Annotated in this window: 21 protein-coding genes; 16 read left to right on the top strand and 5 right to left on the bottom strand. The window is 61.1% G+C overall.

Annotation, left to right across the window (positions count from 1 at the left end; translation table 11 throughout):
- Window positions 1-12 precede the first annotated feature (12 nt).
- The 10 genes from secY (at window position 13) to dsbD (ending at window position 7,651) form a co-directional block, all read left to right on the top strand.
- Entirely contained in the window at window positions 13-1,359 is a 1,347-nt protein-coding gene (gene secY, locus PDMSB3_RS18755) for a preprotein translocase subunit SecY (protein ID WP_091798353.1), read from the top strand.
- Window positions 1,360-1,367: 8 nt separating this feature from the next.
- Complete coding sequence (gene infA / locus PDMSB3_RS18750; protein WP_004521905.1) at window positions 1,368-1,586, top strand: translation initiation factor IF-1; 219 nt, start codon at window positions 1,368-1,370, stop codon at window positions 1,584-1,586.
- Window positions 1,587-1,606: 20 nt separating this feature from the next.
- On the top strand, window positions 1,607-1,723 hold the full coding sequence (gene rpmJ, locus PDMSB3_RS18745) for a 50S ribosomal protein L36 (protein WP_004199844.1): 117 nt from the start codon (window positions 1,607-1,609) through the stop codon (window positions 1,721-1,723).
- A 41-nt stretch (window positions 1,724-1,764) separates the two neighbouring features.
- Window positions 1,765-2,130 (top strand): 30S ribosomal protein S13, encoded by a 366-nt coding sequence (gene rpsM / locus PDMSB3_RS18740; protein WP_006052223.1) that lies wholly within the window; start codon window positions 1,765-1,767, stop codon window positions 2,128-2,130.
- 28 nt (window positions 2,131-2,158) lie between these two features.
- Entirely contained in the window at window positions 2,159-2,563 is a 405-nt protein-coding gene (gene rpsK, locus PDMSB3_RS18735; RefSeq protein WP_006052224.1) for a 30S ribosomal protein S11, read from the top strand.
- Window positions 2,564-2,710: 147 nt separating this feature from the next.
- On the top strand, window positions 2,711-3,334 hold the full coding sequence (rpsD, locus tag PDMSB3_RS18730) for a 30S ribosomal protein S4 (RefSeq protein WP_007180123.1): 624 nt from the start codon (window positions 2,711-2,713) through the stop codon (window positions 3,332-3,334).
- 124 nt (window positions 3,335-3,458) lie between these two features.
- Window positions 3,459-4,436, top strand: coding sequence for a DNA-directed RNA polymerase subunit alpha (locus tag PDMSB3_RS18725; RefSeq protein ID WP_006052226.1), 978 nt, complete (start codon window positions 3,459-3,461; stop codon window positions 4,434-4,436).
- Window positions 4,437-4,615: 179 nt separating this feature from the next.
- Window positions 4,616-5,008 carry a 50S ribosomal protein L17 gene (rplQ, locus tag PDMSB3_RS18720; protein WP_006052227.1) on the top strand — a complete coding sequence of 131 codons (393 nt, stop codon included), beginning with the start codon at window positions 4,616-4,618 and terminating at the stop codon, window positions 5,006-5,008.
- A gap of 431 nt (window positions 5,009-5,439) precedes the next feature.
- Entirely contained in the window at window positions 5,440-5,772 is a 333-nt protein-coding gene (gene cutA, locus PDMSB3_RS18715; RefSeq protein ID WP_007180151.1) for a divalent-cation tolerance protein CutA, read from the top strand.
- On the top strand, window positions 5,765-7,651 hold the full coding sequence (gene dsbD / locus PDMSB3_RS18710) for a protein-disulfide reductase DsbD (protein WP_165187155.1): 1,887 nt from the start codon (window positions 5,765-5,767) through the stop codon (window positions 7,649-7,651). The genes cutA and dsbD overlap by 8 nt, the downstream gene beginning before the upstream one ends.
- A gap of 100 nt (window positions 7,652-7,751) precedes the next feature.
- On the opposite strand, the gene hemB is transcribed toward dsbD, so the two are convergent.
- Complete coding sequence (hemB, locus tag PDMSB3_RS18705; protein ID WP_007180153.1) at window positions 7,752-8,750, bottom strand: porphobilinogen synthase; 999 nt, start codon at window positions 8,748-8,750, stop codon at window positions 7,752-7,754.
- Window positions 8,751-9,001: 251 nt separating this feature from the next.
- On the bottom strand, window positions 9,002-9,655 hold the full coding sequence (gene yihA / locus PDMSB3_RS18700; protein ID WP_007180154.1) for a ribosome biogenesis GTP-binding protein YihA/YsxC: 654 nt from the start codon (window positions 9,653-9,655) through the stop codon (window positions 9,002-9,004).
- 264 nt (window positions 9,656-9,919) lie between these two features.
- Here yihA and PDMSB3_RS18695 point away from each other — a divergent pair, with 264 nt between their 5' ends.
- The 5 genes from PDMSB3_RS18695 (at window position 9,920) to msrQ (ending at window position 16,124) form a co-directional block, all read left to right on the top strand.
- Window positions 9,920-10,573 (top strand): c-type cytochrome, encoded by a 654-nt coding sequence (locus PDMSB3_RS18695; RefSeq protein WP_007180155.1) that lies wholly within the window; start codon window positions 9,920-9,922, stop codon window positions 10,571-10,573.
- A gap of 194 nt (window positions 10,574-10,767) precedes the next feature.
- Complete coding sequence (locus PDMSB3_RS18690) at window positions 10,768-12,981, top strand: cytochrome c biogenesis protein ResB (RefSeq protein WP_007180156.1); 2,214 nt, start codon at window positions 10,768-10,770, stop codon at window positions 12,979-12,981.
- Window positions 12,982-12,985: 4 nt separating this feature from the next.
- Entirely contained in the window at window positions 12,986-14,197 is a 1,212-nt protein-coding gene (gene ccsB / locus PDMSB3_RS18685; protein ID WP_007180157.1) for a c-type cytochrome biogenesis protein CcsB, read from the top strand.
- Between the two features lie 197 nt (window positions 14,198-14,394).
- Window positions 14,395-15,390 (top strand): protein-methionine-sulfoxide reductase catalytic subunit MsrP, encoded by a 996-nt coding sequence (gene msrP, locus PDMSB3_RS18680; protein ID WP_007180158.1) that lies wholly within the window; start codon window positions 14,395-14,397, stop codon window positions 15,388-15,390.
- A gap of 11 nt (window positions 15,391-15,401) precedes the next feature.
- A complete protein-coding gene (gene msrQ, locus PDMSB3_RS18675) occupies window positions 15,402-16,124 on the top strand; it encodes a protein-methionine-sulfoxide reductase heme-binding subunit MsrQ (protein WP_007180159.1) in 723 nt (240 codons plus the stop codon).
- A gap of 83 nt (window positions 16,125-16,207) precedes the next feature.
- On the opposite strand, the gene lysA is transcribed toward msrQ, so the two are convergent.
- Together lysA and lptM are read right to left on the bottom strand one after the other, a co-directional pair.
- Window positions 16,208-17,470 carry a diaminopimelate decarboxylase gene (lysA, locus tag PDMSB3_RS18670; protein ID WP_007180160.1) on the bottom strand — a complete coding sequence of 421 codons (1,263 nt, stop codon included), beginning with the start codon at window positions 17,468-17,470 and terminating at the stop codon, window positions 16,208-16,210.
- A 9-nt stretch (window positions 17,471-17,479) separates the two neighbouring features.
- Window positions 17,480-17,821, bottom strand: coding sequence for an LPS translocon maturation chaperone LptM (gene lptM, locus PDMSB3_RS18665; protein WP_007180161.1), 342 nt, complete (start codon window positions 17,819-17,821; stop codon window positions 17,480-17,482).
- Window positions 17,822-17,856: 35 nt separating this feature from the next.
- Between lptM and cyaY the strand changes: the two genes are divergently transcribed.
- Window positions 17,857-18,174: an iron donor protein CyaY gene (gene cyaY / locus PDMSB3_RS18660; protein ID WP_007180162.1), complete on the top strand. Its 318-nt coding sequence runs from the start codon at window positions 17,857-17,859 to the stop codon at window positions 18,172-18,174.
- A gap of 129 nt (window positions 18,175-18,303) precedes the next feature.
- On the opposite strand, the gene PDMSB3_RS18655 is transcribed toward cyaY, so the two are convergent.
- Window positions 18,304-20,703 carry a penicillin-binding protein 1A gene (locus PDMSB3_RS18655; RefSeq protein WP_007180163.1) on the bottom strand — a complete coding sequence of 800 codons (2,400 nt, stop codon included), beginning with the start codon at window positions 20,701-20,703 and terminating at the stop codon, window positions 18,304-18,306.
- Window positions 20,704-20,742: the final 39 nt, after the last annotated feature.

The raw sequence follows: 20,742 nt of genomic DNA, 5'->3' as shown, positions 1-20,742 counted from the left end.
CGGAGAAGGTACTTGGCTAACAGCCCGAGTCTCGCAAAACCCGGTCGCGGCGCGGCGAAGTTCGGCGATCTGCGTCGGCGGGCAGTGTTCCTGCTGCTGGCGCTGATCGTCTACCGTATCGGCGCGCATATTCCGGTGCCGGGTATTGACCCGGACCAGCTGGCAAAGCTTTTCCAAAGCCAGTCGGGCGGCATCCTTGGCATGTTCAACATGTTTTCGGGTGGCGCACTTTCGCGGTTCACGATTTTTGCGCTGGGGATCATGCCGTATATTTCGGCGTCGATCATCATGCAGTTGCTGGCGATTGTCTCGCCGCAGCTCGAAGCGCTGAAAAAGGAAGGGCAAGCGGGTCAACGGAAGATTACGCAGTACACGCGTATCTTCACGGTCCTGCTGGCGACGTTCCAGGCGTTCGGCATTGCCGTGGCGTTGGAAAATCAGCCTGGCCTGGTGATTGATCCGGGAATGGTTTTTCGGTTGACGACGGTCGTGACGCTGGTGACCGGCACGATGTTCCTGATGTGGCTGGGTGAGCAGATCACGGAGCGCGGGCTTGGCAACGGTATCTCGATCATTATTTTCGGCGGGATTGCAGCGGGCTTCCCGAATGCAATCGGTGGTCTTGTTTCGCTGGTGCAAACCGGTTCGATGAGTCCGATATCCGCGATTATCGTCGTCGCGCTGATTGCTGCTGTGACGTATCTGGTGGTGTTCATCGAACGCGGCCAGCGCAAGATTCTTGTGAACTACGCAAAGCGGCAAGTCGGTAACAAGATTTACGGCGGTCAGTCTTCGCATTTGCCGCTGAAATTGAACATGTCGGGCGTGATTCCGCCGATCTTTGCATCGTCGATCATTCTCTTCCCGGCAACCATCCTGAACTGGTTTAGTTCGGGGTCGCGTACCAGCTGGTTCGCAGACACGTTGCACAACGTAGCCGAAGCCCTTAAGCCCGGTCAACCCGTGTACGTGTTGCTGTACGCGTTGGCGATCGTCTTCTTCTGTTTCTTCTACACCGCATTGGTGTTCAACAGCAGAGAGACGGCCGACAACCTGAAAAAGAGTGGCGCTTTCGTCCCAGGCATCCGCCCGGGCGACCAAACGGCGCGATACATCGACCGTATCCTGACACGTCTGACGCTGGCCGGTGCGATCTACATCGTGTTTGTTTGCCTGCTGCCCGAGTTTCTGGTACTGCGCTGGAACGTGCCGTTTTATTTTGGTGGAACGTCGCTGCTGATCATTGTCGTCGTCACAATGGATTTCATGGCGCAGGTGCAGTCGTACGTTATGTCGCAACAGTATGAATCGCTGCTGAAGAAAGCTAATTTCAAAGGCGGCGGCGTCCCGATGCGTTGAAAGGACTTATGGCCAAAGACGATGTTATCCAGATGCAGGGTGAAGTCATCGAAAACCTGCCTAATGCTACCTTCAGGGTGAAGCTGGAAAACGGCCATGTCGTATTGGGACACATATCTGGGAAGATGCGGATGCATTACATCCGAATCTTGCCGGGCGACAAGGTGACGGTTGAATTGACGCCTTACGATCTGTCGCGTGCGCGGATCGTGTTCCGGGCGAAGTGATTTGAAAAAAGGGTAATATCATGAAAGTGATGGCATCGGTTAAACGCATTTGCCGCAATTGCAAGATCATCAAGCGCAAAGGCGTTGTGCGCGTGATTTGCAGCTCTGATCCGCGCCACAAACAGCGTCAAGGCTGAACGCCGCGCTTTTGCTTGCGCTTTTTGTTTGAGGAAAAACAATGGCTCGTATCGCAGGGGTTAACATCCCGAATCACCAGCATACCGAAATCGGCCTGACGGCTATTTACGGTATCGGCCGCACGCGCTCGCGCGACATTTGCGTCGCTGCTGGTGTGGCATTTTCGAAGAAGGTCAAAGACCTGAACGACGCAGACCTCGAAAAGCTGCGTGAAGAAGTCGGCAAGTTCATCGTTGAGGGCGATCTGCGCCGTGAAACGACGATGAATATCAAGCGCCTGATGGATCTCGGCTGCTACCGTGGCGTTCGGCATCGTAAGGGCTTGCCCCTGCGCGGCCAACGTACGCGTACGAATGCCCGTACGCGCAAGGGTCCGCGTCGTGCAGCGCAATCGCTGAAGAAGTAAGCGGAACTGACAGTTACAGGAAAACGTAATGGCTAAGGCTTCGAACAACTCCGCGGCGCAACGCGTTCGCAAGAAGGTCAAGAAGAACGTCGCCGAGGGCGTGGTTCACGTTCACGCGTCGTTCAATAACACCATCATCACGATCACCGATCGTCAAGGCAATGCACTTGCTTGGGCAACGTCGGGTGGTCAGGGCTTCAAGGGTTCGCGTAAGTCGACCCCGTTTGCAGCTCAGGTGGCGGCCGAATCGGCTGGCCGCGTGGCGATGGAATACGGCGTGAAGAACCTCGAAGTGCGGATCAAGGGCCCCGGTCCTGGCCGTGAGTCGGCGGTGCGCGCGTTGCATGGTCTTGGCATCAAGATCACCGCGATCTCCGACGTGACTCCGGTTCCGCACAACGGCTGCCGTCCGCCGAAGCGTCGTCGTATCTAAGACGCTTGTTTTGCTAGCGCCTGTTGCCGCCCTATGCGGCGGCAGGCTGCTTGCGCTATTAAATTGACTAAGCCCACCGTTCGACCCATAGGGTTCGGACTAGCGCGGGTGCATGCATTCGCGTGATCAATCATAGAAGGAATCAACGTGGCACGTTATATCGGCCCTAAGGCCAAGCTGTCCCGCCGTGAAGGCACTGACCTTTTCCTGAAGAGCGCCCGTCGTTCGCTCGCTGACAAGTGTAAGCTTGACAGCAAGCCTGGCCAGCACGGCCGCACGTCTGGTGCCCGTACGTCCGACTACGGTACGCAGTTGCGCGAAAAGCAAAAAGTGAAGCGCATCTACGGTGTCCTCGAGCGTCAATTCCGTCGTTACTTCGCTGAAGCCGACCGCCTGAAGGGCAATACGGGTGAAAATCTGTTGCAATTGCTCGAATCGCGTTTGGATAACGTCGTGTATCGCATGGGCTTCGGCTCGACGCGCGCTGAAGCGCGTCAGTTAGTGAGCCACAAGGCGATCACGGTGAACGGCGTCGTGTCGAACATTCCGTCGATGCAAGTGAAGGCAGGCGACGTCGTCGCAGTCCGTGAACAGAAGAAGAAGCAAGCGCGTATCCTCGAAGCGCTATCGCTGGCTGAGCAAGGCGGTCTGCCGAGTTGGGTCGCTGTCGATTCGAAGAAGTTCGAAGGTACCTTCAAGCAGAAGCCGGAACGCAGCGACATCGCTGGCGATATCAACGAAAGCCTGATCGTCGAATTGTATTCGCGGTAATCGGATTAACGGCCGGGGCACCTCGATTGCGCTAAGCAAGGAGGCGTCTCGGCTGTTTATTTTCAGGTTGTTACCGGTCAGCCTTATCGGTGTAACGAGCCGAGGGTATTGAAAAGGAAAACCTATGCAAACCAGTTTGTTGAAGCCCAAGATCATCGCAGTTGAATCGCTTGGTGAGAGCCACGCGAAAGTGGTCATGGAACCGTTTGAACGCGGTTACGGCCACACCTTGGGTAACGCGCTCCGGCGCGTGCTGCTGTCGTCGATGATCGGCTACGCGCCGACCGAAGTGACGATCGCAGGCGTCGTGCATGAGTATTCGACGCTCGACGGTGTGCAAGAGGATGTGGTCAACCTGTTGTTGAACCTGAAGGGCGTGGTGTTCAAGCTGCATAACCGTGATGAAGTGACGGTCACGCTGCGCAAGGAAGGCGAAGGCGTTGTCACCGCTGGCGACATCGAACTCGCGCACGATTGCGAAGTGATCAACCCGGATCACGTGATCGCGCATCTGTCGAAGGGCGGCAAGCTCGACGTGCAGATCAAGGTTGAGAAGGGCCGCGGCTATGTGCCGGGCAATGTGCGTCGCTACGGCGAAGAGTCGGCCAAGATCATCGGCCGTATCGTGCTGGACGCGTCGTTCTCGCCGGTTCGCCGCGTGAGCTACGCCGTTGAAAGCGCTCGCGTCGAACAGCGTACCGACCTCGACAAGCTCGTGATGAACATCGAAACCAACGGTGTGATTTCGCCGGAAGAAGCGATCCGTCAGTCGGCGCGCATTCTGGTCGATCAACTGTCGGTCTTCGCTGCACTCGAAGGCACCGAAGCAACGGCTGAAGCGCCGTCGCGTGCGCCGCAGATCGATCCGATTCTGCTGCGTCCGGTGGATGATCTCGAACTGACGGTTCGTTCCGCGAACTGCCTGAAGGCCGAGAACATTTACTACATCGGCGACCTGATCCAGCGCACGGAAAACGAGCTGCTCAAGACGCCGAATCTGGGCCGCAAATCGCTGAACGAAATCAAGGAAGTACTGGCGTCGCGTGGTTTGACGCTCGGCATGAAACTCGAGAATTGGCCGCCGGCTGGGCTGGACAAGTAATCGACAAGTAGTCCCGGGCCAGAGCCCGCCGCTGCACTGGCAAAGACGCGGATTTTCCTTTAAAATCCGCGTCTTGTCTTTTTTCACTACCGGCCCGTGCGCTCGCTACCGTTGGGAAACCGTGGGTAGTTCGAGGCGATAGAAGAGCTGGACCAAAACTTTGAATCGAAGGAATTAACATGCGTCACCGTCATGGTTTGCGGAAACTGAACCGCACGAGCAGCCACCGTCTGGCAATGCTCCGTAATATGTCCAACTCGCTGATCGAGCACGAAGTCATCAAGACCACGCTGCCGAAGGCGAAAGAACTTCGTAAAGTTGTCGAGCCGCTGATCACGCTCGGCAAGAAGCCGTCGCTGGCAAATCGTCGTCTGGCGTTCAACCGCCTGCGCGATCGTGACTCGGTCACGAAGCTGTTCGAAGTTCTCGGCCCGCGTTACGCTACCCGTCCGGGCGGCTACCTGCGCGTGCTGAAGTTCGGCTTCCGCGTCGGCGACAATGCTCCGATGGCACTGGTCGAATTGCTCGACCGTCCGGAAGTTGAAGAAGTTGAAGTGCAAGAAGCTGAGTAAGTTTTCTCGCATCGAAAAAAAGCCAGGCATTCGAGCCTGGCTTTTTTGTTTGCGGCGCCCCGATATGGCGCACCCTGGTGGGGGCAAGCTCCACCGCAAGTTGATCACAACGAGCGATGCATAGCTGCGAGAGGGTGACCGATCCTGGCAAGCGGGCGTGAAGCAGAGCGGCGATCCGTGAAAAACTGCGGAAGAGGGCGTACGGGTCCAGTCCGGTACGACGGGTGTGACGATCCGAAGCCGGACAGAGGCGAGTGCGAGTTTGGCAGCCCGAGGTTGACGGACCGGGCGCCGATCAGCGTCAGAACGTGTTACGGCGGTGTCGCCGTGACGGCCATATGCCGCGCACCGTAGTCGCGGAGCCGTCTGCGGTAGGGCAAGGCTAGGTGATACGATAACGGCAACTGAATCGTGCCTTGCCGGAGCCATTTGTGAGCTTGAATGTGACCTTGATTCTGACGACGGTGCCTGATGCGGCCGTGGCTCAGAAGCTCGCCGCGGATGCGCTGGCCACCCGGCTATGCGCTTGCGTCACTCAGCTAGGCGCCGTGCAGTCCAGCTATCATTGGCGGGGCGCAATCGAAACGGCGCAGGAGATCCAGTTACTGTTCAAGACCAGCTCGGCACGCGCGCTCGAACTCGAGCGCTACATTCAGGCCCACCATCCCTACGACACGCCGGAGATCCTCTCGTGGCAAGCGACGGCATCGGCCGCGTACGGCCAGTGGATCACTGCTGAAACCCAACGTCCCCTCCATGTTTAAAGGTCTCGACCGGCGTGCGCGCAATGCGTTGCGTAGCCTGTTTTTCCTGTCCGGTTGTCTTGTCCTCGTGCAATTCGGCGCGCTCGCTCGCGCGGCGGACGACTTCCTCGATCCCGCAGCCGCTTTCAAATTCAGCGCGACGGAGAAACCCGGCGAAGTCGACGTGACCTACAAGATTGCGGATGGCTACTACATGTACCGGGAGCGCTTCGCCTTCGCGACACGCAACGGCACGACGACGATCGGCGAGCCACAACTACCGGCCGGCCACGTCAAGTTCGATCAGACCTTCAACAAGAACGTCGAGACGTACCGGAACGAGTTGACGATCCGCATTCCCGTTAAACAGGCGGCCGGACCCTTCGATCTCGCGGTGACGTCGCAAGGTTGTGCTGATGCCGGCATCTGCTATCCACCGATGGAGCGCGTGTACCACGTAGGCGGCGCGGCTCTGCAGGCAGCCGGCGGTCCAGAAGCAGCCAGCGCCGATGTCGCGCAACAGTCAGGACAGTCATCCGCTGCGGGCACCTCATGGTATGAGCGCGCCACCAACGCAGACTACGCGCAGTCGCTGCTGCAAGGCGGCGGCTTCTTCGCGATCGTCGGACTTTATTTCGTCGCCGGCGCCGTGCTCAGTCTGCTCCCATGTTCCTACCCGATGATTCCTATTCTCTCAGCGATCATCATCGGGGAGGGCGCGCGAGTGACACGTGCCCGCGGATTCGCATTGTCGGCTGCTTATGTGCTCGGCATGGCGCTCGTGTACACGGCGCTTGGCATTGCTGCCGCGTTGATCGGCCAAAGTCTCGGCGCATGGTTGCAAAATCCGTGGGTACTCGGTGCATTTGGCGTGCTGCTGACGATTTTCGCGCTGACCCTGATTGCCGGCTTCGACGTCGCGCTTCCGCGGCGCTGGCAGGACGGCGTTTCACGCGCCTCGGCGGGTCGCTCCGGCGGCAAGTTCGCTGCCGTTGCTCTGATGGGCGCGCTGTCCGCGCTGGTGGTCGGCGCCTGCATGACCGCGCCGCTCTTCGCCGTGCTGGCGTTCATTGCGCATACGGGCGACGCCGTGCTCGGCGGTGCAGCGCTATTCTCAATGGGATTGGGCCTGGGTGTGCCCCTGCTCATTCTGGGTCTTGGCGCAGGCACGCTGTTGCCGCGCGCCGGCGCCTGGATGGACGGCGTCAAGGTGTTCTTCGGCGTGGTATTGCTCGCAGCGGCGCTGTGGATCGTCTGGCCGGTACTCGGCGCGACTGCGACCATGCTTCTGAGCGCGCTCTGGTTGTTGATCGCAGCAGCCTCACTCGGCTTGTTCTCGGCGCCCGTCGCGCAGGCGTCCGTGTGGCGCCGGCTTGGCCGAGGCATCGGCGCCGCGTTGGCCGTCTGGGCGACGGTCCTGCTGGTCGGGCTGGCTGCGGGCTCATCCGATCCCCTGCGCCCGCTCGCCGTATTGGCGGCGCGCGGCGGGGAAGTGGGTGTGGCGAACGCGTCGTATAGGCCTGACGGCGCGTCACAGAGCGATTTGACGTTCGCCCCGGTGCGTACATCGATTGAACTCGACGAGGCCGTCAAAACGGCCGCACAGCCCGCTATGCTCGATTTTTACGCCGACTGGTGCGTCAGTTGTAAAGAGATGGAGAAGTTCACCTTCAGCGACCCGCGCGTGCAGGCGAAATTGAAGCAGTTGAATCTGCTGCGCGCGGACGTCACCGCAAACAACGCCGACGATCAAACGCTGCTTAAGCGCTTCAGCCTGTTCGGGCCGCCGGGGATCATCTTCTTCGATCAGGGTGGCAAGGAAGTGCTGCGCGTCGTCGGATATGAGTCGGCGGATAAGTTCTTGCGCAGTCTGGATCGGGCGCGTGGGACCGGGGTCTAACGGAGACACGTGCCGAACAAAAAACGCAGGGAGGCACGACAAACCAGCCGGCCTCCGTCCATTTCAACGCCTGAGCCGCTTCGAAAGGCGGCGCGCCGAGTTACTTCTGCGAGCGCAAAATCCGCGCGGCATCCAATGCGAAATAGGTCAGCACACCGTCCGCGCCGGCCCGCTTGAACGCCAGCAGCGATTCCATCATCGCTTTATCGTGATCGAGCCAGCCGTTCTGTGCGGCTGCCTTCAGCATGGCGTACTCGCCGCTCACCTGGTACACGTACGTCGGGAACTGGAACTCATCCTTCACGCGGCGCACGATATCCAGATACGGCATGCCCGGCTTGACCATCACCATATCCGCGCCTTCGTTGATGTCCGCCTGCACTTCGCGCAGCGCTTCATTCGAATTGGCCGGGTCCATCTGGTAGGTCATCTTGTTGCTCTTGCCGAGGTTCGTGGCGGAGCCTACGGCATCGCGGAACGGGCCGTAAAACGCCGACGCGAACTTGGCGGCATAAGCCATGATGCGGGTGTGGACATGGTCTTCGCTCTCGAGCATCTCGCGGATTGCGCCGATGCGGCCGTCCATCATGTCCGAAGGCGCGACGATATCGACGCCCGCTTCAGCCTGCGCACGTGCCTGTTCGACCAGTATCTCGACTGTCTCGTCGTTGATGACGTAACCGGCTTCGTCGAGCACGCCGTCCTGGCCGTGGCTCGTGTAGGGATCGAGCGCGACATCGGTGAGCACGCCCAGCTCGGGGAAGTTCTTTTTCAGTTCGCGAACCGCGCGTGGAATCAGACCAGCCGGGTTGGTCGCTTCGCGGCCGTCGGGCGTTTTCAGCGAAGGCTCGATGGCCGGAAACAGCGCCAACACGGGCACGCCCAGTTCGACGCATTGCTCAGCCACGCCCATCAGCAGATCCACCGACACGCGCTCGACTCCCGGCATCGACGGAACGGCTTGCCGCACGTTGGTGCCCTCGACGATAAAGACGGGATAAATCAGATCGTTGGTGGTGAGGATGTTTTCCCGCATCAGGCGGCGCGAGAAGTCGTCGCGGCGCATGCGGCGCGGACGGTAGTGCGGATAGAAGCTCATAGACGAATCGAAGAAACGTGGATGTGTGGAGTGGACAAGTAACGCCTGCCTCGGCTGCCGGAAACTTTTCGAGACAATGGTATATCATACCGATCGAGCAAGGCGCCTTGCGCTGACCTCCCCGCTTCTCCTCCCTGAGCGGGTGCCTGTCGTTTTTTCGATTAGGCTGTTTGACCCGCCGTTAAAGCGGCGGGTTTTTTTATGGGCAGCCGCAATGGCGGTTTTCCGTTACCTGGCGGTGCTCACCCTGCTTACTGAGAGGCCTCTGTTTCGCCCTTCGTGTCGGGGATAAGCCAGCTTTCGATCAGCTCGTGCGCTTCGTCGATGCCGATACGCTTGAGCGCCGAGAACAGCTGAGCGGTCAATTCTCCGCGATAGCCGGCGGCGCGATATTCAGCCAGACCCTTTTGCGTCGCCCGCAACGCATTCACGCTTTCCTGACGTGTCAATTTGTCGCACTTGGTGAGTAGCGTATGGATCGGCTTGCCGGTCGGCGCGAACCACTCGATCATGCGGCGGTCCAGATCCGTCAGCGGGCGGCGCGAGTCCATCATCAGGATCATGCCGCGCAATTGCGAGCGCGACTGCAGATAGGTGGACAGGAGCGCTTCCCAGTGCGCCTTGGCCGCGCCGGGCACTTCCGCGTAACCGTAGCCCGGCAGATCGACCAGATGCGCGGTCGGCTCCTCCGCCTTGCCCACCGAAAAGTAATTGATGTGCTGCGTGCGTCCTGGCGTCTTGCTGGCGAAGGCCAGCCGCTTCTGATTGCACAGAATATTGATGGCCGTCGACTTGCCCGCGTTCGAGCGTCCCGCAAAGCAGATCTCGGGTTGCGAAGTGGCCGGCAAATCACGCAAGTGATTGACGGTCGTGAAAAAGCGGGATTGGTGGAGCAGGAAGGACATGATCAGGCCAGAATTCGAGACGCCGGGGAACCCGGAGTGGGGACGGGTCAAGCCCGACTGGCGTCTTAGCGATTAGCGAGTTATTGTACAATACGATGGTTTACTGAAAACCTGAGGGGGCCGGCCCGCGTGCCTTGGCGGCTCCCGGCGGTCACTCGGTCGCCGTCGTATTTTGCAAAACCTTCAAGAAAACGCCGGGCCTGGCGCAAGTCGGCAGGTTTAGGGGCTCTCTAAAAATCCCACAAGACGAGACAGGGTGTGCGAATGAATCGACTGAGCAAGACTCTGATGGTGCTTCATGTAGCGGCAGGTCTTTCAGGTTTGGCAATTCAGGCACGAGCAGCAGATCCGGTAAAGCCGGACGTCAATCGGGGGCAGGCAATCGCGGTGCAGGTGTGCGCGTCATGTCACGGAGCCGACGGCAATAGCGCCGGCGGCGCATATCCTAAGCTGGCGGGCCAGCACCCTGAGTATCTCGTCAAGGAACTCAACGACTTCAAGACCCAGCCGGGCGCCAAGCAGCCAGCGCGCAACAATGCGATCATGGCGGGCATGGCTGCGGCGCTGTCCGATCAGGATATGGTCAATGTCGCGGCTTATTTCGCTGCGCAGACCCCGAAGCCCGGCTACGCGCACAACAAAGACACCGTTCCGCTCGGCCAGAAGATTTATCGCGGCGGCATTGCCGACAAGGGCGTGCCGGCCTGCGCAAGCTGCCACGGGCCGACCGGTCAGGGAATTCCGTCGCAGTATCCGCGCCTGTCGGGGCAGTGGGCGGAATATACGGTGGCGCAGTTGACCGCGTTCACGCAAGGTTCCGGCGCACGTAACAACAACGAGGCAATGCATGCTATTGCAACGCGTCTGTCGGACAGTGAGATCAAGGCTGTAGCCGATTACATCGCGGGCTTGCATTAGGATAGAGGGCGCCCAGACCTGGCGTTTCGCGCCGGGCTCCCCGAGAGGGAGAAAACCTGGGATGGCCCGGCTCTCTTGCGAGTCCGCACGCAAGTGCAACCGGCCCGGCGAGGCCGGTACAAAACAAGAAAAGGGTGGGGGCGTCGTGCCTACGACAGCCCTTCACCCTTTTTTGCTGTTCAGTCGGAGTATGAATGAGCGTCACCACGTCGGGTTTGCAGTCGAAGTCGGGCAATCGCATTACGCGCAGCGTCATCGAAGTCTTGAGTTCGATGCGTTTTGCCATTTCGTTGCTCGTGATTCTGTCGATCGCCAGCATCATTGGCACCGTCCTCACGCAGGACGATCCGTACCCCAACTACGTCAATCAGTTCGGCCCGTTCTGGGCGGACATCTTCCGCTCGCTGAGCCTGTACACGGTGTACAGCTCGTGGTGGTTCATGCTGATTCTCGGTTTCCTGATGGTGTCGGTGTCGCTGTGCGTGATCCGCAATGCGCCGAAAATGGTCGCCGACGCGAAGAGCTGGAAAGACAAGGTCCGCGAAGGCAGCCTGCGCGCGTTCCATCACAAAGGCGAGTTCGCGGTGCAGGGCACGCGCGCGCAGACCTCGGCCGTGCTCGCCAGACTCTCGGCCAAGCTCGGCTACAAGTTCGTCACGCGTGAGTCCGACGGCGCGACCTTGATCGCCGCCAAACGCGGCGCGCTGACCAAGTTCGGCTACATCTCGGCTCACCTGGCGATCGTGGTGATCTGCCTAGGCGGTCTGCTCGACAGCAATCTGCCGATCAAGCTGCAAATGTGGCTGTTCGACAAGTCGCCGATTCGCGCCAACACGGTGATCAATGACATTCCGCCGGAACATCGTCTGTCGCAATCGAACCCGACGTTCCGCGGCTACGCGTGGGTGCCGGAAGGGCAGCACGTTTCCACGGCGATCCTGAACCAGCCGGACGGCTCGTTGATTCAGGATCTGCCGTTTTCGATCGAGCTGAACAAGTTCATCGTCGATTACTACTCGACGGGCATGCCGAAGCTGTTCGCGAGCGACATCGTGGTGGTGGATCACAAGACCGGCGCGCGGGTGCCGGCCCGTGTCGAAGTGAACAAGCCATTCACTTACGACGGCGTGTCGATCTATCAATCGAGCTTCCAGGACGGCGGCTCGCAAATGCAGATGACGGCCTACCCGATGAGCGGCGCCAGCGCGAAGACCGCGCCGTTCGGCGGCACGATCGGCGGCAATGCGCCGTTGAGCTCGGCCACGCCGCTTGCCGATGGCCAGACGGTGGAATTCACCGATTTCCGAGCTATCAACGTGGAAAACATCCAGAATGGCAGCGGCCAGACCGACGCGCGCGGCGTCGCGGCGCATCGCACGCTGAAAGAAGCGTTCGACGAGCGCCTCGGCTCCGGTGCGAAGACCTCGAAGCCGCTCGATCTGCATAACGTCGGCCCGTCGGTGCAATACAAGGTGCGCGACAAGGACGGCCAGGCGCGCGAATACAACAACTACATGCTGCCGGTCGACGTGTCTGGCGAAAGAATGTTCCTCGCCGGCATGCGGGTGAATCCGGACGATCCGTTCCGCTATCTGCGCATTCCCGCCGACAGCGGCGGCACGGTCAAGGAATGGATGAATCTGCGCGCCACGCTCGAGGATCCGGCCATGCGCGCCTCGGCCGCTCACCGTTTCGCGCTGCGCTCGGTGCCTGGCGCGAATGCGGAACTGCAACAGCATCTCGAAGAAAGCGCGCTGCGCGTGCTGACCCTTTTTGCGGGCGCGGATAACGGGATCAAGATGCCGAACGGGCAGACGGTTGGCGGCTTCCAGGCCATCGCCGGTTTTATCGACCATTCGGTGCCGAAGGGCGAACAGGAAAAGGCCGCCGGCCTGCTGCTGCGCATGCTCGAAGGCTCCACATGGGATCTGTACCAGCTGTCCCGCCAGCAGCTCGGCGAGCCCGAGGCGACGGCCAATGCGGACGCCAGCCGCTTCATCCAGAGCTCGATCAACGCGATATCCGACAGCTTTTTGTATGGATCGCCGGTCTACTTGCAGCTTGACTCTTTCAAGCAGGTGCAAGCTTCGGTATTTCAGCTGACGCGCGCGCCGGGCAAAAAAGTCGTGTATCTTGGCAGCCTGCTCCTCGTGTTAGGCATCTTTTCGATGTTCTACGTCCGCGAACGGCGCCTCTGGTTCTGGCTTAAAGATACCGATCACGGCACGCATGTCGTGATGGCGATGTCGAGCGCGCGCAAGACGCTCGACTTCGAGAAAGAATTCGTCCAGACGCGCGACGCCGTAGGCGCCGCGTTGGGCGCCAAACTCGCTGAAGCATCCGACGCCGCCAGCGCCTCCGGCAACGCCGGCGCGCCGTCCGCAAGCTCACACGATTCGACCCGGTAAGATCATGGACTTGACTCAGGTTTCCTCATCCTCTTCTTCCCCCTCGCGGCCCAGGAAGGCGCTCGCGAGTGAAACGCCCAACGTCGCGCAGTACGACGAGCGGCCGTTCCTGAAACGGCTCGGCATTGTCGACTGGCTATTTGCCGTCGCGATGGTCGCGGGCGCCGGGTTTGCGCTGTCGCGCTATCACCCGTTCATGAATTACTACGACAAGCTGGTGCTGGTGTGCGCCGTGCCGGTGTTCATGGTGCTCGGCTGGCGCTGGAAACCGGTGCGTCCGCTGATGGTGGGGATCACGGCGCTTTCGCTGCTGGCCATCCAGATCTACCACGGCGATCTCAGCCGCGCGGATAACGCGTTCTTCCTGAAGTATTTCCTGTCGAGCCAGTCCGCCATCCTGTGGATGAGCGCGCTCTTCGTGTTCGCCACCGTGTTCTACTGGATCGGCCTGCTGTCGCGTTCGCCGACCGGTGCGGCGATCGGCTCGAAGATGACGTGGGCGGCGGTGCTGATGGGCTTTGTCGGCCTGATGGTGCGCTGGTACGAGTCGTATCTGATCGGCGCGGATGTCGGCCATATTCCCATCTCGAACCTGTACGAAGTGTTCGTGCTCTTCAGCCTGATCACCGCGCTCTTCTATCTGTACTACGAACAGCACTACAACACCCGCGCGCTCGGCGCGTTCGTGCTGCTAGTCATCAGCGCTGCGGTCGGCTTCCTGATGTGGTACTCGGTGGCGCGTGACGCACAGCAGATCCAGCCGCTCGTTCCGGCGCTGCAAAGCTGGTGGATGAAGATTCACGTGCCGGCCAACTTCATCGGTTATGGCAGCTTCGCGCTGTCCGCCATGGTGGGCGTCGCGTATCTGGCGAAAGAGCGTGGCGTGCTGGCCGACCGCCTGCCGGCGCTCGAAGTGCTCGACGACGTGATGTACAAATCCATCGCCGTCGGTTTTGCGTTCTTCACGATTGCGACGATTCTCGGCGCGCTGTGGGCCGCTGAAGCCTGGGGCGGTTACTGGAGCTGGGATCCGAAGGAAACGTGGGCGCTGATCGTCTGGCTGAACTATGCGGCATGGCTGCATATGCGGCTCATGAAGGGGCTGCGCGGCGCGGTCGCGGCATGGTGGGCATTGACCGGGTTGCTGGTGACGACCTTCGCCTTCCTTGGCGTCAACATGTTCCTGTCGGGCCTGCATAGTTACGGCAAACTGTAAGCTCTGCCGCTCTGAACCGACGCAAAACCGCCGTGTGCTTCGCACCGGCGGTTTTTTTATGGCCGATGGAATATTTGCTGCATCCAGAGTGTTCGTTCTCACAGTACCTATGGATGACTGGACGGACGCCCGGGCGAGCGATCATCAATATGGCCCCTTAAGCTGCATGGACCGATGGGCCGGCAAGGAGTACCACGATGTGGATCAAGCGTAGCGACAGAATTCAACTCAGCGGCGACGACATTGCGCGCAGCGAAATCACGCCGCAACGTGTTTTTCAGAACCGGCGGCGTGTGTTGCAGGCGGCCGGCGCGGTGGCGCTCGGCAGTCTGATCGGTGTGAACGGCGAGGCGCTGGCGGCTTACGCGTCGCCGGACCCGAAGGCGCAGAAGCTGGCGGCGAAGACCAATACCCGATTCGTTGCGCTCGACAAGATCACGCCGTACAAGGACATCACCACGTATAACAACTACTACGAATTCGGCACCGACAAGGCCGATCCTGCGCGCAACGCCGGGACGCTGCGGCCGCATCCGTGGAAGGTGAGCGTCGAGGGCGAGATCAGGAATCCGAAGGTCTACGACATCGACGAATTGCTCAAGCTCGCGCCGCTCGAGGAGCGCGTGTACAGGATGCGCTGTGTGGAAGGCTGGTCGATGGTGATTCCGTGGATCGGCGTGCCGCTCTCGGAGCTGATCAAGCGCGTGCAGCCGACGGGCAACGCCAGATACGTGCAATTCATCACGCTGGCCGATCCGTCGCAAATGCCCGGACTGTCGACGCCCGTGCTCGATTGGCCGTACTCCGAAGGTCTGCGCATGGACGAAGCGATGAATCCGCTGACCTTGCTGACGATGGGTCTGTACGGTCAGGTGCTGCCCAATCAGAACGGCGCGCCGGTGCGCGTCGTGGTGCCATGGAAATATGGTTTCAAGAGCGCGAAGTCGCTGGTGAAGATCCGTTTCCTCGACAAGCAGCCGCCAACCAGCTGGAACACGTACGCGTCGAACGAATACGGGTTTTATTCGAACGTGAATCCGAACGTCGACCATCCCCGCTGGAGTCAGGCGACCGAGCGGCGTATCGGCGAGGACGGTTTCTTCACACCCAAGCGCAAGACGTTGATGTTCAACGGCTACGGCGATCAGGTCGCGTCGCTTTATCAGGGCATGGACCTGAAGAAGAATTTCTAGGCGGCGCGACCATGGCTTCCGATACGCAACCTGCTGCTCAGCCCGTTCAGCCCGGCGCTCAACCCGCACGCCCAGCTTCGCGCGCGCAGGCGCCCGCATCGCCGATGGCGGCGAGGCGGCCCGCCGCTGGCGCGCGCTGGATCGTGCCGGTCAAGGTCGCGGTGTTTATCGCAGCGTGGTATCCGCTCGCGCGCATCGTGCTATTCGGCTTGACCGACCGGCTCGGCGCGAATCCGATCGAGTTCATTACGCGTTCGACGGGTCTGTGGACGCTCGTCTTTCTCTGCATCACGCTGGCGGTGACGCCGTTGCGCCGGCTCACCGGCGTCGCCGCGTTCGTGCGCTTTCGCCGCATGCTCGGGCTCTACGCGTTCTTTTACGCGACGCTGCATTTCACCACTTACCTGTGGTTTGACAAGTGGTTCGACGTCGCCGAGATCATCAAGGACATCGGCAAGCGGCCGTTCATCACGGTGGGCTTCGCGGCGTTCGTGTTGCTGATCGCATTGGCCGCGACGTCGCCGCGCGCGATGGTGCGCAAGCTCGGGCGCCGCTGGCAGATGCTGCATCGGTCCATCTATGCGATCGGCGCGCTCGCGATCCTGCACTTCTGGTGGATGAAGGCAGGTAAGCATGATCTGATCTTGCCGAAGATTTACGGCGCGATCATGGTGGCGTTGCTCGGCTGGCGTCTGGTCGTCTGGTTGCGTGACCGGATGTCGAAGGCGCATTGACCGGCGCTAGCGCACCTCACGTAAACGTAAAAAGGCGATGCCGCTGCGGCATCGCCTTTTTACGTTTACGCAACTATTGAAGGTTACGCCGGCAGAATCGTTTCGCCCGAAAACAGCTGTCTGGCCTCTTCGCGGGCGCGAATCACATGCGTCTGTGTACCATCAACCATCACCTCGGCCGCACGCGGACGGGTGTTGTAGTTGGAGCTCATCACGAAGCCGTACGCGCCGGCCGAGCGGATTGCCAGCAGATCACCCGGTTCAATCGCCAGCAAGCGTTCGCGGCCAAGCCAGTCGCCGCTCTCGCAAACCGGGCCGACCACGTCGTACACGTGAGCCGGCACGTCGTGCTTCACGACAGGGTCGATCGCGTGATACGCCTCATACATGGCGGGGCGCGCGAGATCGTTCATGGCCGCGTCGACAATAGCGAAGTTCTTTTCCGCGCCCGGCTTCAGAAATTCGACGCGCGTAAGCAGCACGCCCGCATTGCCGACCAGCGAGCGGCCCGGCTCGAAATACACTTCACGATGACCGTGACCGCGCGCTTCGATGCGATCGAGCACGGTGCGCACGAACTCGCCGATTTCCGGTGGCGTTTCGTCGTCGTACGTGATGCCGAGGCCGCCGCCCACGTCGATGTGGCGAATCTTCAGGCCGTCCTGCTCGATCTGCTCGACCAGTTCCAGCACCTTGTCGACCGCGTCGAGATACGGCGCGACCTCGGTGATCTGCGAGCCGATATGGCAGTCGATCCCCACCACCTCGAGATTCGCCATGCCTGCGGCCGCCTGATACGTGGCGCGTGCGTCTTCGAATGCGACGCCAAACTTGTTCGACTTCAGGCCGGTCGAGATATACGGATGCGTCTTCGCGTCGACGTCGGGATTCACGCGCAGCGAGACGGGCGCCTTCTTGCCCATTTCCGCGGCGACCGCATTCAGGCGGTCCAACTCGGGAATCGATTCGACGTTGAAGCATTTCACGCCGGCCGCGAGCGCCTCGCGCATTTCGTTCGCGTTCTTGCCGACGCCGGAAAACACGGTGTTTTCCGCTTTGCCGCCAGCGGCCAGCACGCGTGCCAGTTCGCCGCCGGACACAATGTCGAAGCCGGCGCCGAGGCGTGCGAACACGTTCAGCACCGCGAGGTTGCTATTGGCCTTGACGGCGACGTGCACGCTCGCACGGCGGCCGGCACAAGCGCCTGCGTAGGCGTTCCACGCCTCGGTGAGTGCTGCGCGCGAATACACGTACAGCGGTGTGCCGAACTGCTCGGCGAGGGAGACGGCGGACACGCCTTCGGCGTGCAGCACGCCGTTGACGTAGTCAAATGCGGATCGAGTCATGCGAAAGTCTTATTGAACGGATTTAGCGGCGGAGGCCGGCAGCGGGGCCGCCGTAGCGGATGCAGCGGAGGCGGGCGGCGTGGCGAGTTCGTTTTCCGGCGCCAACGAAAGCGGCGTGCCGGAGGTATCCGGAACGGTGCTCAGGTCGGTGGAGGTTGCCGGGGCGGATTGCGCGACGTCCGGCGGGGTTTGCGTGCGATCGATCGGCTTGGCCGGCAGCGGCGGCACGGTGGGCAAATAGAGCGAGCCGCGTTGCCCGCAGCCGGCAAGTGCACAACCTGCGAGAATGGCCAAAACCGCTACAATCGCGCGGCCGGGCGCCGCCGCGCGCATCCGAGATACGACTCGCATGACTGTCCCTGAATAAATAATCGATGGAGTTTAGCATGTCCGATAGTGAATACCTGACCCGCGCGGAAGCCGCGCTAGCCGCCATCGAACGCGCGCTGGACGACACGGATGCCGACATCGAACTCGAGCGCAGCGGCAACGTCCTGACCCTCGAATTCGAGAATCGCTCGAAGATTATCGTCAACCTTCAGCCGCCCATGAGCGAGATCTGGATCGCCGCGAAAGCGGGCGGTTTCCACTTCCGTTTCGTCGATGGCGAGTGGCGTGACACGCGCAGCGGCGCGGAGTTTTTCGCCGCGCTGTCGGAGTACGCGACGCAGCAGGCCGGCGAGCCGGTTCACTTCGAAGCGTAAAACGCGCAGTTTGGAGGAGCGCCGCAAACGCGGCTCCCTCGATTTCGATCATCATCCAGACCGCACAAGCAGAGCGGCCGCGCATTCAGCGCGGCCGCTCTGCTTTCTGAGGGACTTCGAGCGGTGGCGTCAGTGTCCGCGGAACAGATTCATGATGTCCTGCTTCTCCTGCTCGCCGACCTGCTCGGGCGCGGCCGCCGACGCGCCGCTCGCCTCGGCATCCAGCGCCGCCTGACTGATGCCGACCGTGGCGACGAAACCATGCCCCGGCGTGAAGTCGTCGAAATACAGCTCCGAGCCGAGTTCCGTCAAGCCGTCGGGCATCGGCATCTTGTACTCGGGCACGCCCTTGAGCGCGCGCCCCATGTATTCGACCCACACCGGCAATGACAGACCCCCGCCGGTCTCCTTGTCGCCGAGGCTGCGCGGGTTGTCGTAGCCGATCCACGCGATGGCCGTGAGCGTGTGCTGATAACCGGCGAACCACGCGTCGCGGGAATCGTTGGTCGTACCCGTCTTGCCGGCGAGGTCGGTGCGCTTGAGCACATTGGTCTTGGCGCCCGTGCCGCGTTGCGCCACGCTTTGCAGCAGGCTGTTCATCACGTACGCATTACGCGGTTCGATTGCGTGCGGCGCGCTTTGCGCCGCCACCAGCGGTTGTGCGTGAGCGACCACGATGCCGCGCTGGTCGGTGACTTCGGCGATCAGATACGGGTTGATCCGATAGCCGCCGTTGGCGAACACCGAGTAGGCGCCCGCCATCTGCAACGGTGTGACGAGACCGGCGCCCAGCGCCATTGGCAGATAAGCCGGATGACGATCCGCGTCGAAGCCGAAGCGCGTGATGTACTGCTGCGCGTATTTCGTGCCGATCTGGTTCAGGATGCGGATCGACACCAGGTTCCTCGAGCGCTGCAGCGCAGTGCGCATGGTCATCGGGCCGTCGAAGCCGCCGCCATAGTTCTTCGGCTCCCACGCCTGGCCGCCGGTTTCAGCCGCGCTGAAGAAGAGCGGCGCGTCGTTGATCACGGTTGCCGGCCCGAGTCCTTTTTCGAGCGACGCCGAATAGATGAACGGCTTGAAGCTCGAACCCGGCTGACGCCACGCCTGCGTGACGTGGTTGAACTTGTTCTTGTTGAAGTCGAACCCGCCGACCAGCGCGCGGATCGCGCCATCTTGTGGGACCACCGAAACGAACGCGCCTTCCACCTGCGGCAACTGCGTGATCGACCAGTCGCCGTCGTCGTTCTTGACGAGCCGGATGATCGCGCCCGGCCGCACACGCTGGTTCGGCTGCGCGCGCGGACCGAGTGCGAACTGGGCAAAGCGCAGACCGTCCCCCTGGATCGTGGCGACATTGCCGTCGATGAAAGCGGCCTGCACCTGTTTCGGACTCGCCGCGGTGACCACGGCGGCAATGATTTCGCCGTTGTCCGGGTGTTCGAGCAGCGCGTCGTCGATGGCCTGTTCGCGGTCGTCGGCGTCGGACGGCAGCTCGATGAACGCCTCCGGGCCGCGATAACCGTGGCGCCGTTCGTAGTCCATCAGACCTTTGCGCAGTGCCCGGTAAGCGACGTCCTGGTCGGCCGAATCGATCGTGGTCACCACGTTCAGGCCGCGCGTGTAGGCTTCTTCGCGATACTGCGCGTACATCATCTGACGCACCATTTCCGCGACGTATTCCGCGTGCACACTGAACTCCTTGCCCGCGCCCTTGACCACGAGCGGCTGCCGGCTCGCTTCGTCGTATTGTTCCTGGGTAATGTAGTGCAGCTCGTACATGCGTTGCAGGATGTACTCCTGCCGCACCTTTGCACGCTTCGGGTTGACCACCGGGTTATAGGCGGACGGCGCCTTGGGCAGTCCGGCCAGCATGGCGGATTCGGCCAGCGTCAGATCCTTCAGGTCTTTGCCGAAGTAAACGCGCGCCGCGCTCGCGAATCCGTACGCGCGCTGACCGAGATAGATCTGATTCATGTACACCTCGAGAATCTGATCTTTCGACAGCTTCGATTCGATCTTGTAGGCGAGCAGCATCTCGTAGATCTTGCGCGTGTAAGTCTTCTCACTGGAGAGGAAGAAGTTGCGCGCCACCTGCATGGTGATCGTGCTCGCGCCCTGCGTGGCGTGGCCGTTGGTCAGTGCCACGATACCCGCGCGCGCGATGCCCGTTAGGTCGACGCCGCCGTGATCGTAGAAGCGCGCGTCTTCAATGGCGAGGATCGCCTTCTTCAGATGATCGGGCACGTCCTGAATGTGGACGATGTCGCGTCGTTCCTCGCCGAACTCGCCGATCAGCACGTGGTCGGCCGTATAGATGCGCAACGGCACCTTGGGCCGGTAGTCGGTCAATGCATCGAGCGACGGCAGATTGGGCGTGGCGACGACGAGCGCATAACCGAGCACCAGCAGCACGCACAGAATGCCTGCGACGATCAGACCCACGAAGCCGATGATGAGCTTCAGCCACAACGGGCGTTTGCGCTTCTGCGGCGCGGGCGGGGGGGACGTAGGAGACGTGGATTGCATATGGGCACCAAAAAACAGTCCCGCGATTATAGCCGCCTG

Origin of the sequence: Paraburkholderia dioscoreae (assembly GCF_902459535.1) — a bacterium.
Classification (GTDB): domain Bacteria; phylum Pseudomonadota; class Gammaproteobacteria; order Burkholderiales; family Burkholderiaceae; genus Paraburkholderia; species Paraburkholderia dioscoreae.
This window is presented reverse-complemented; position numbering and strand designations above follow the sequence as displayed.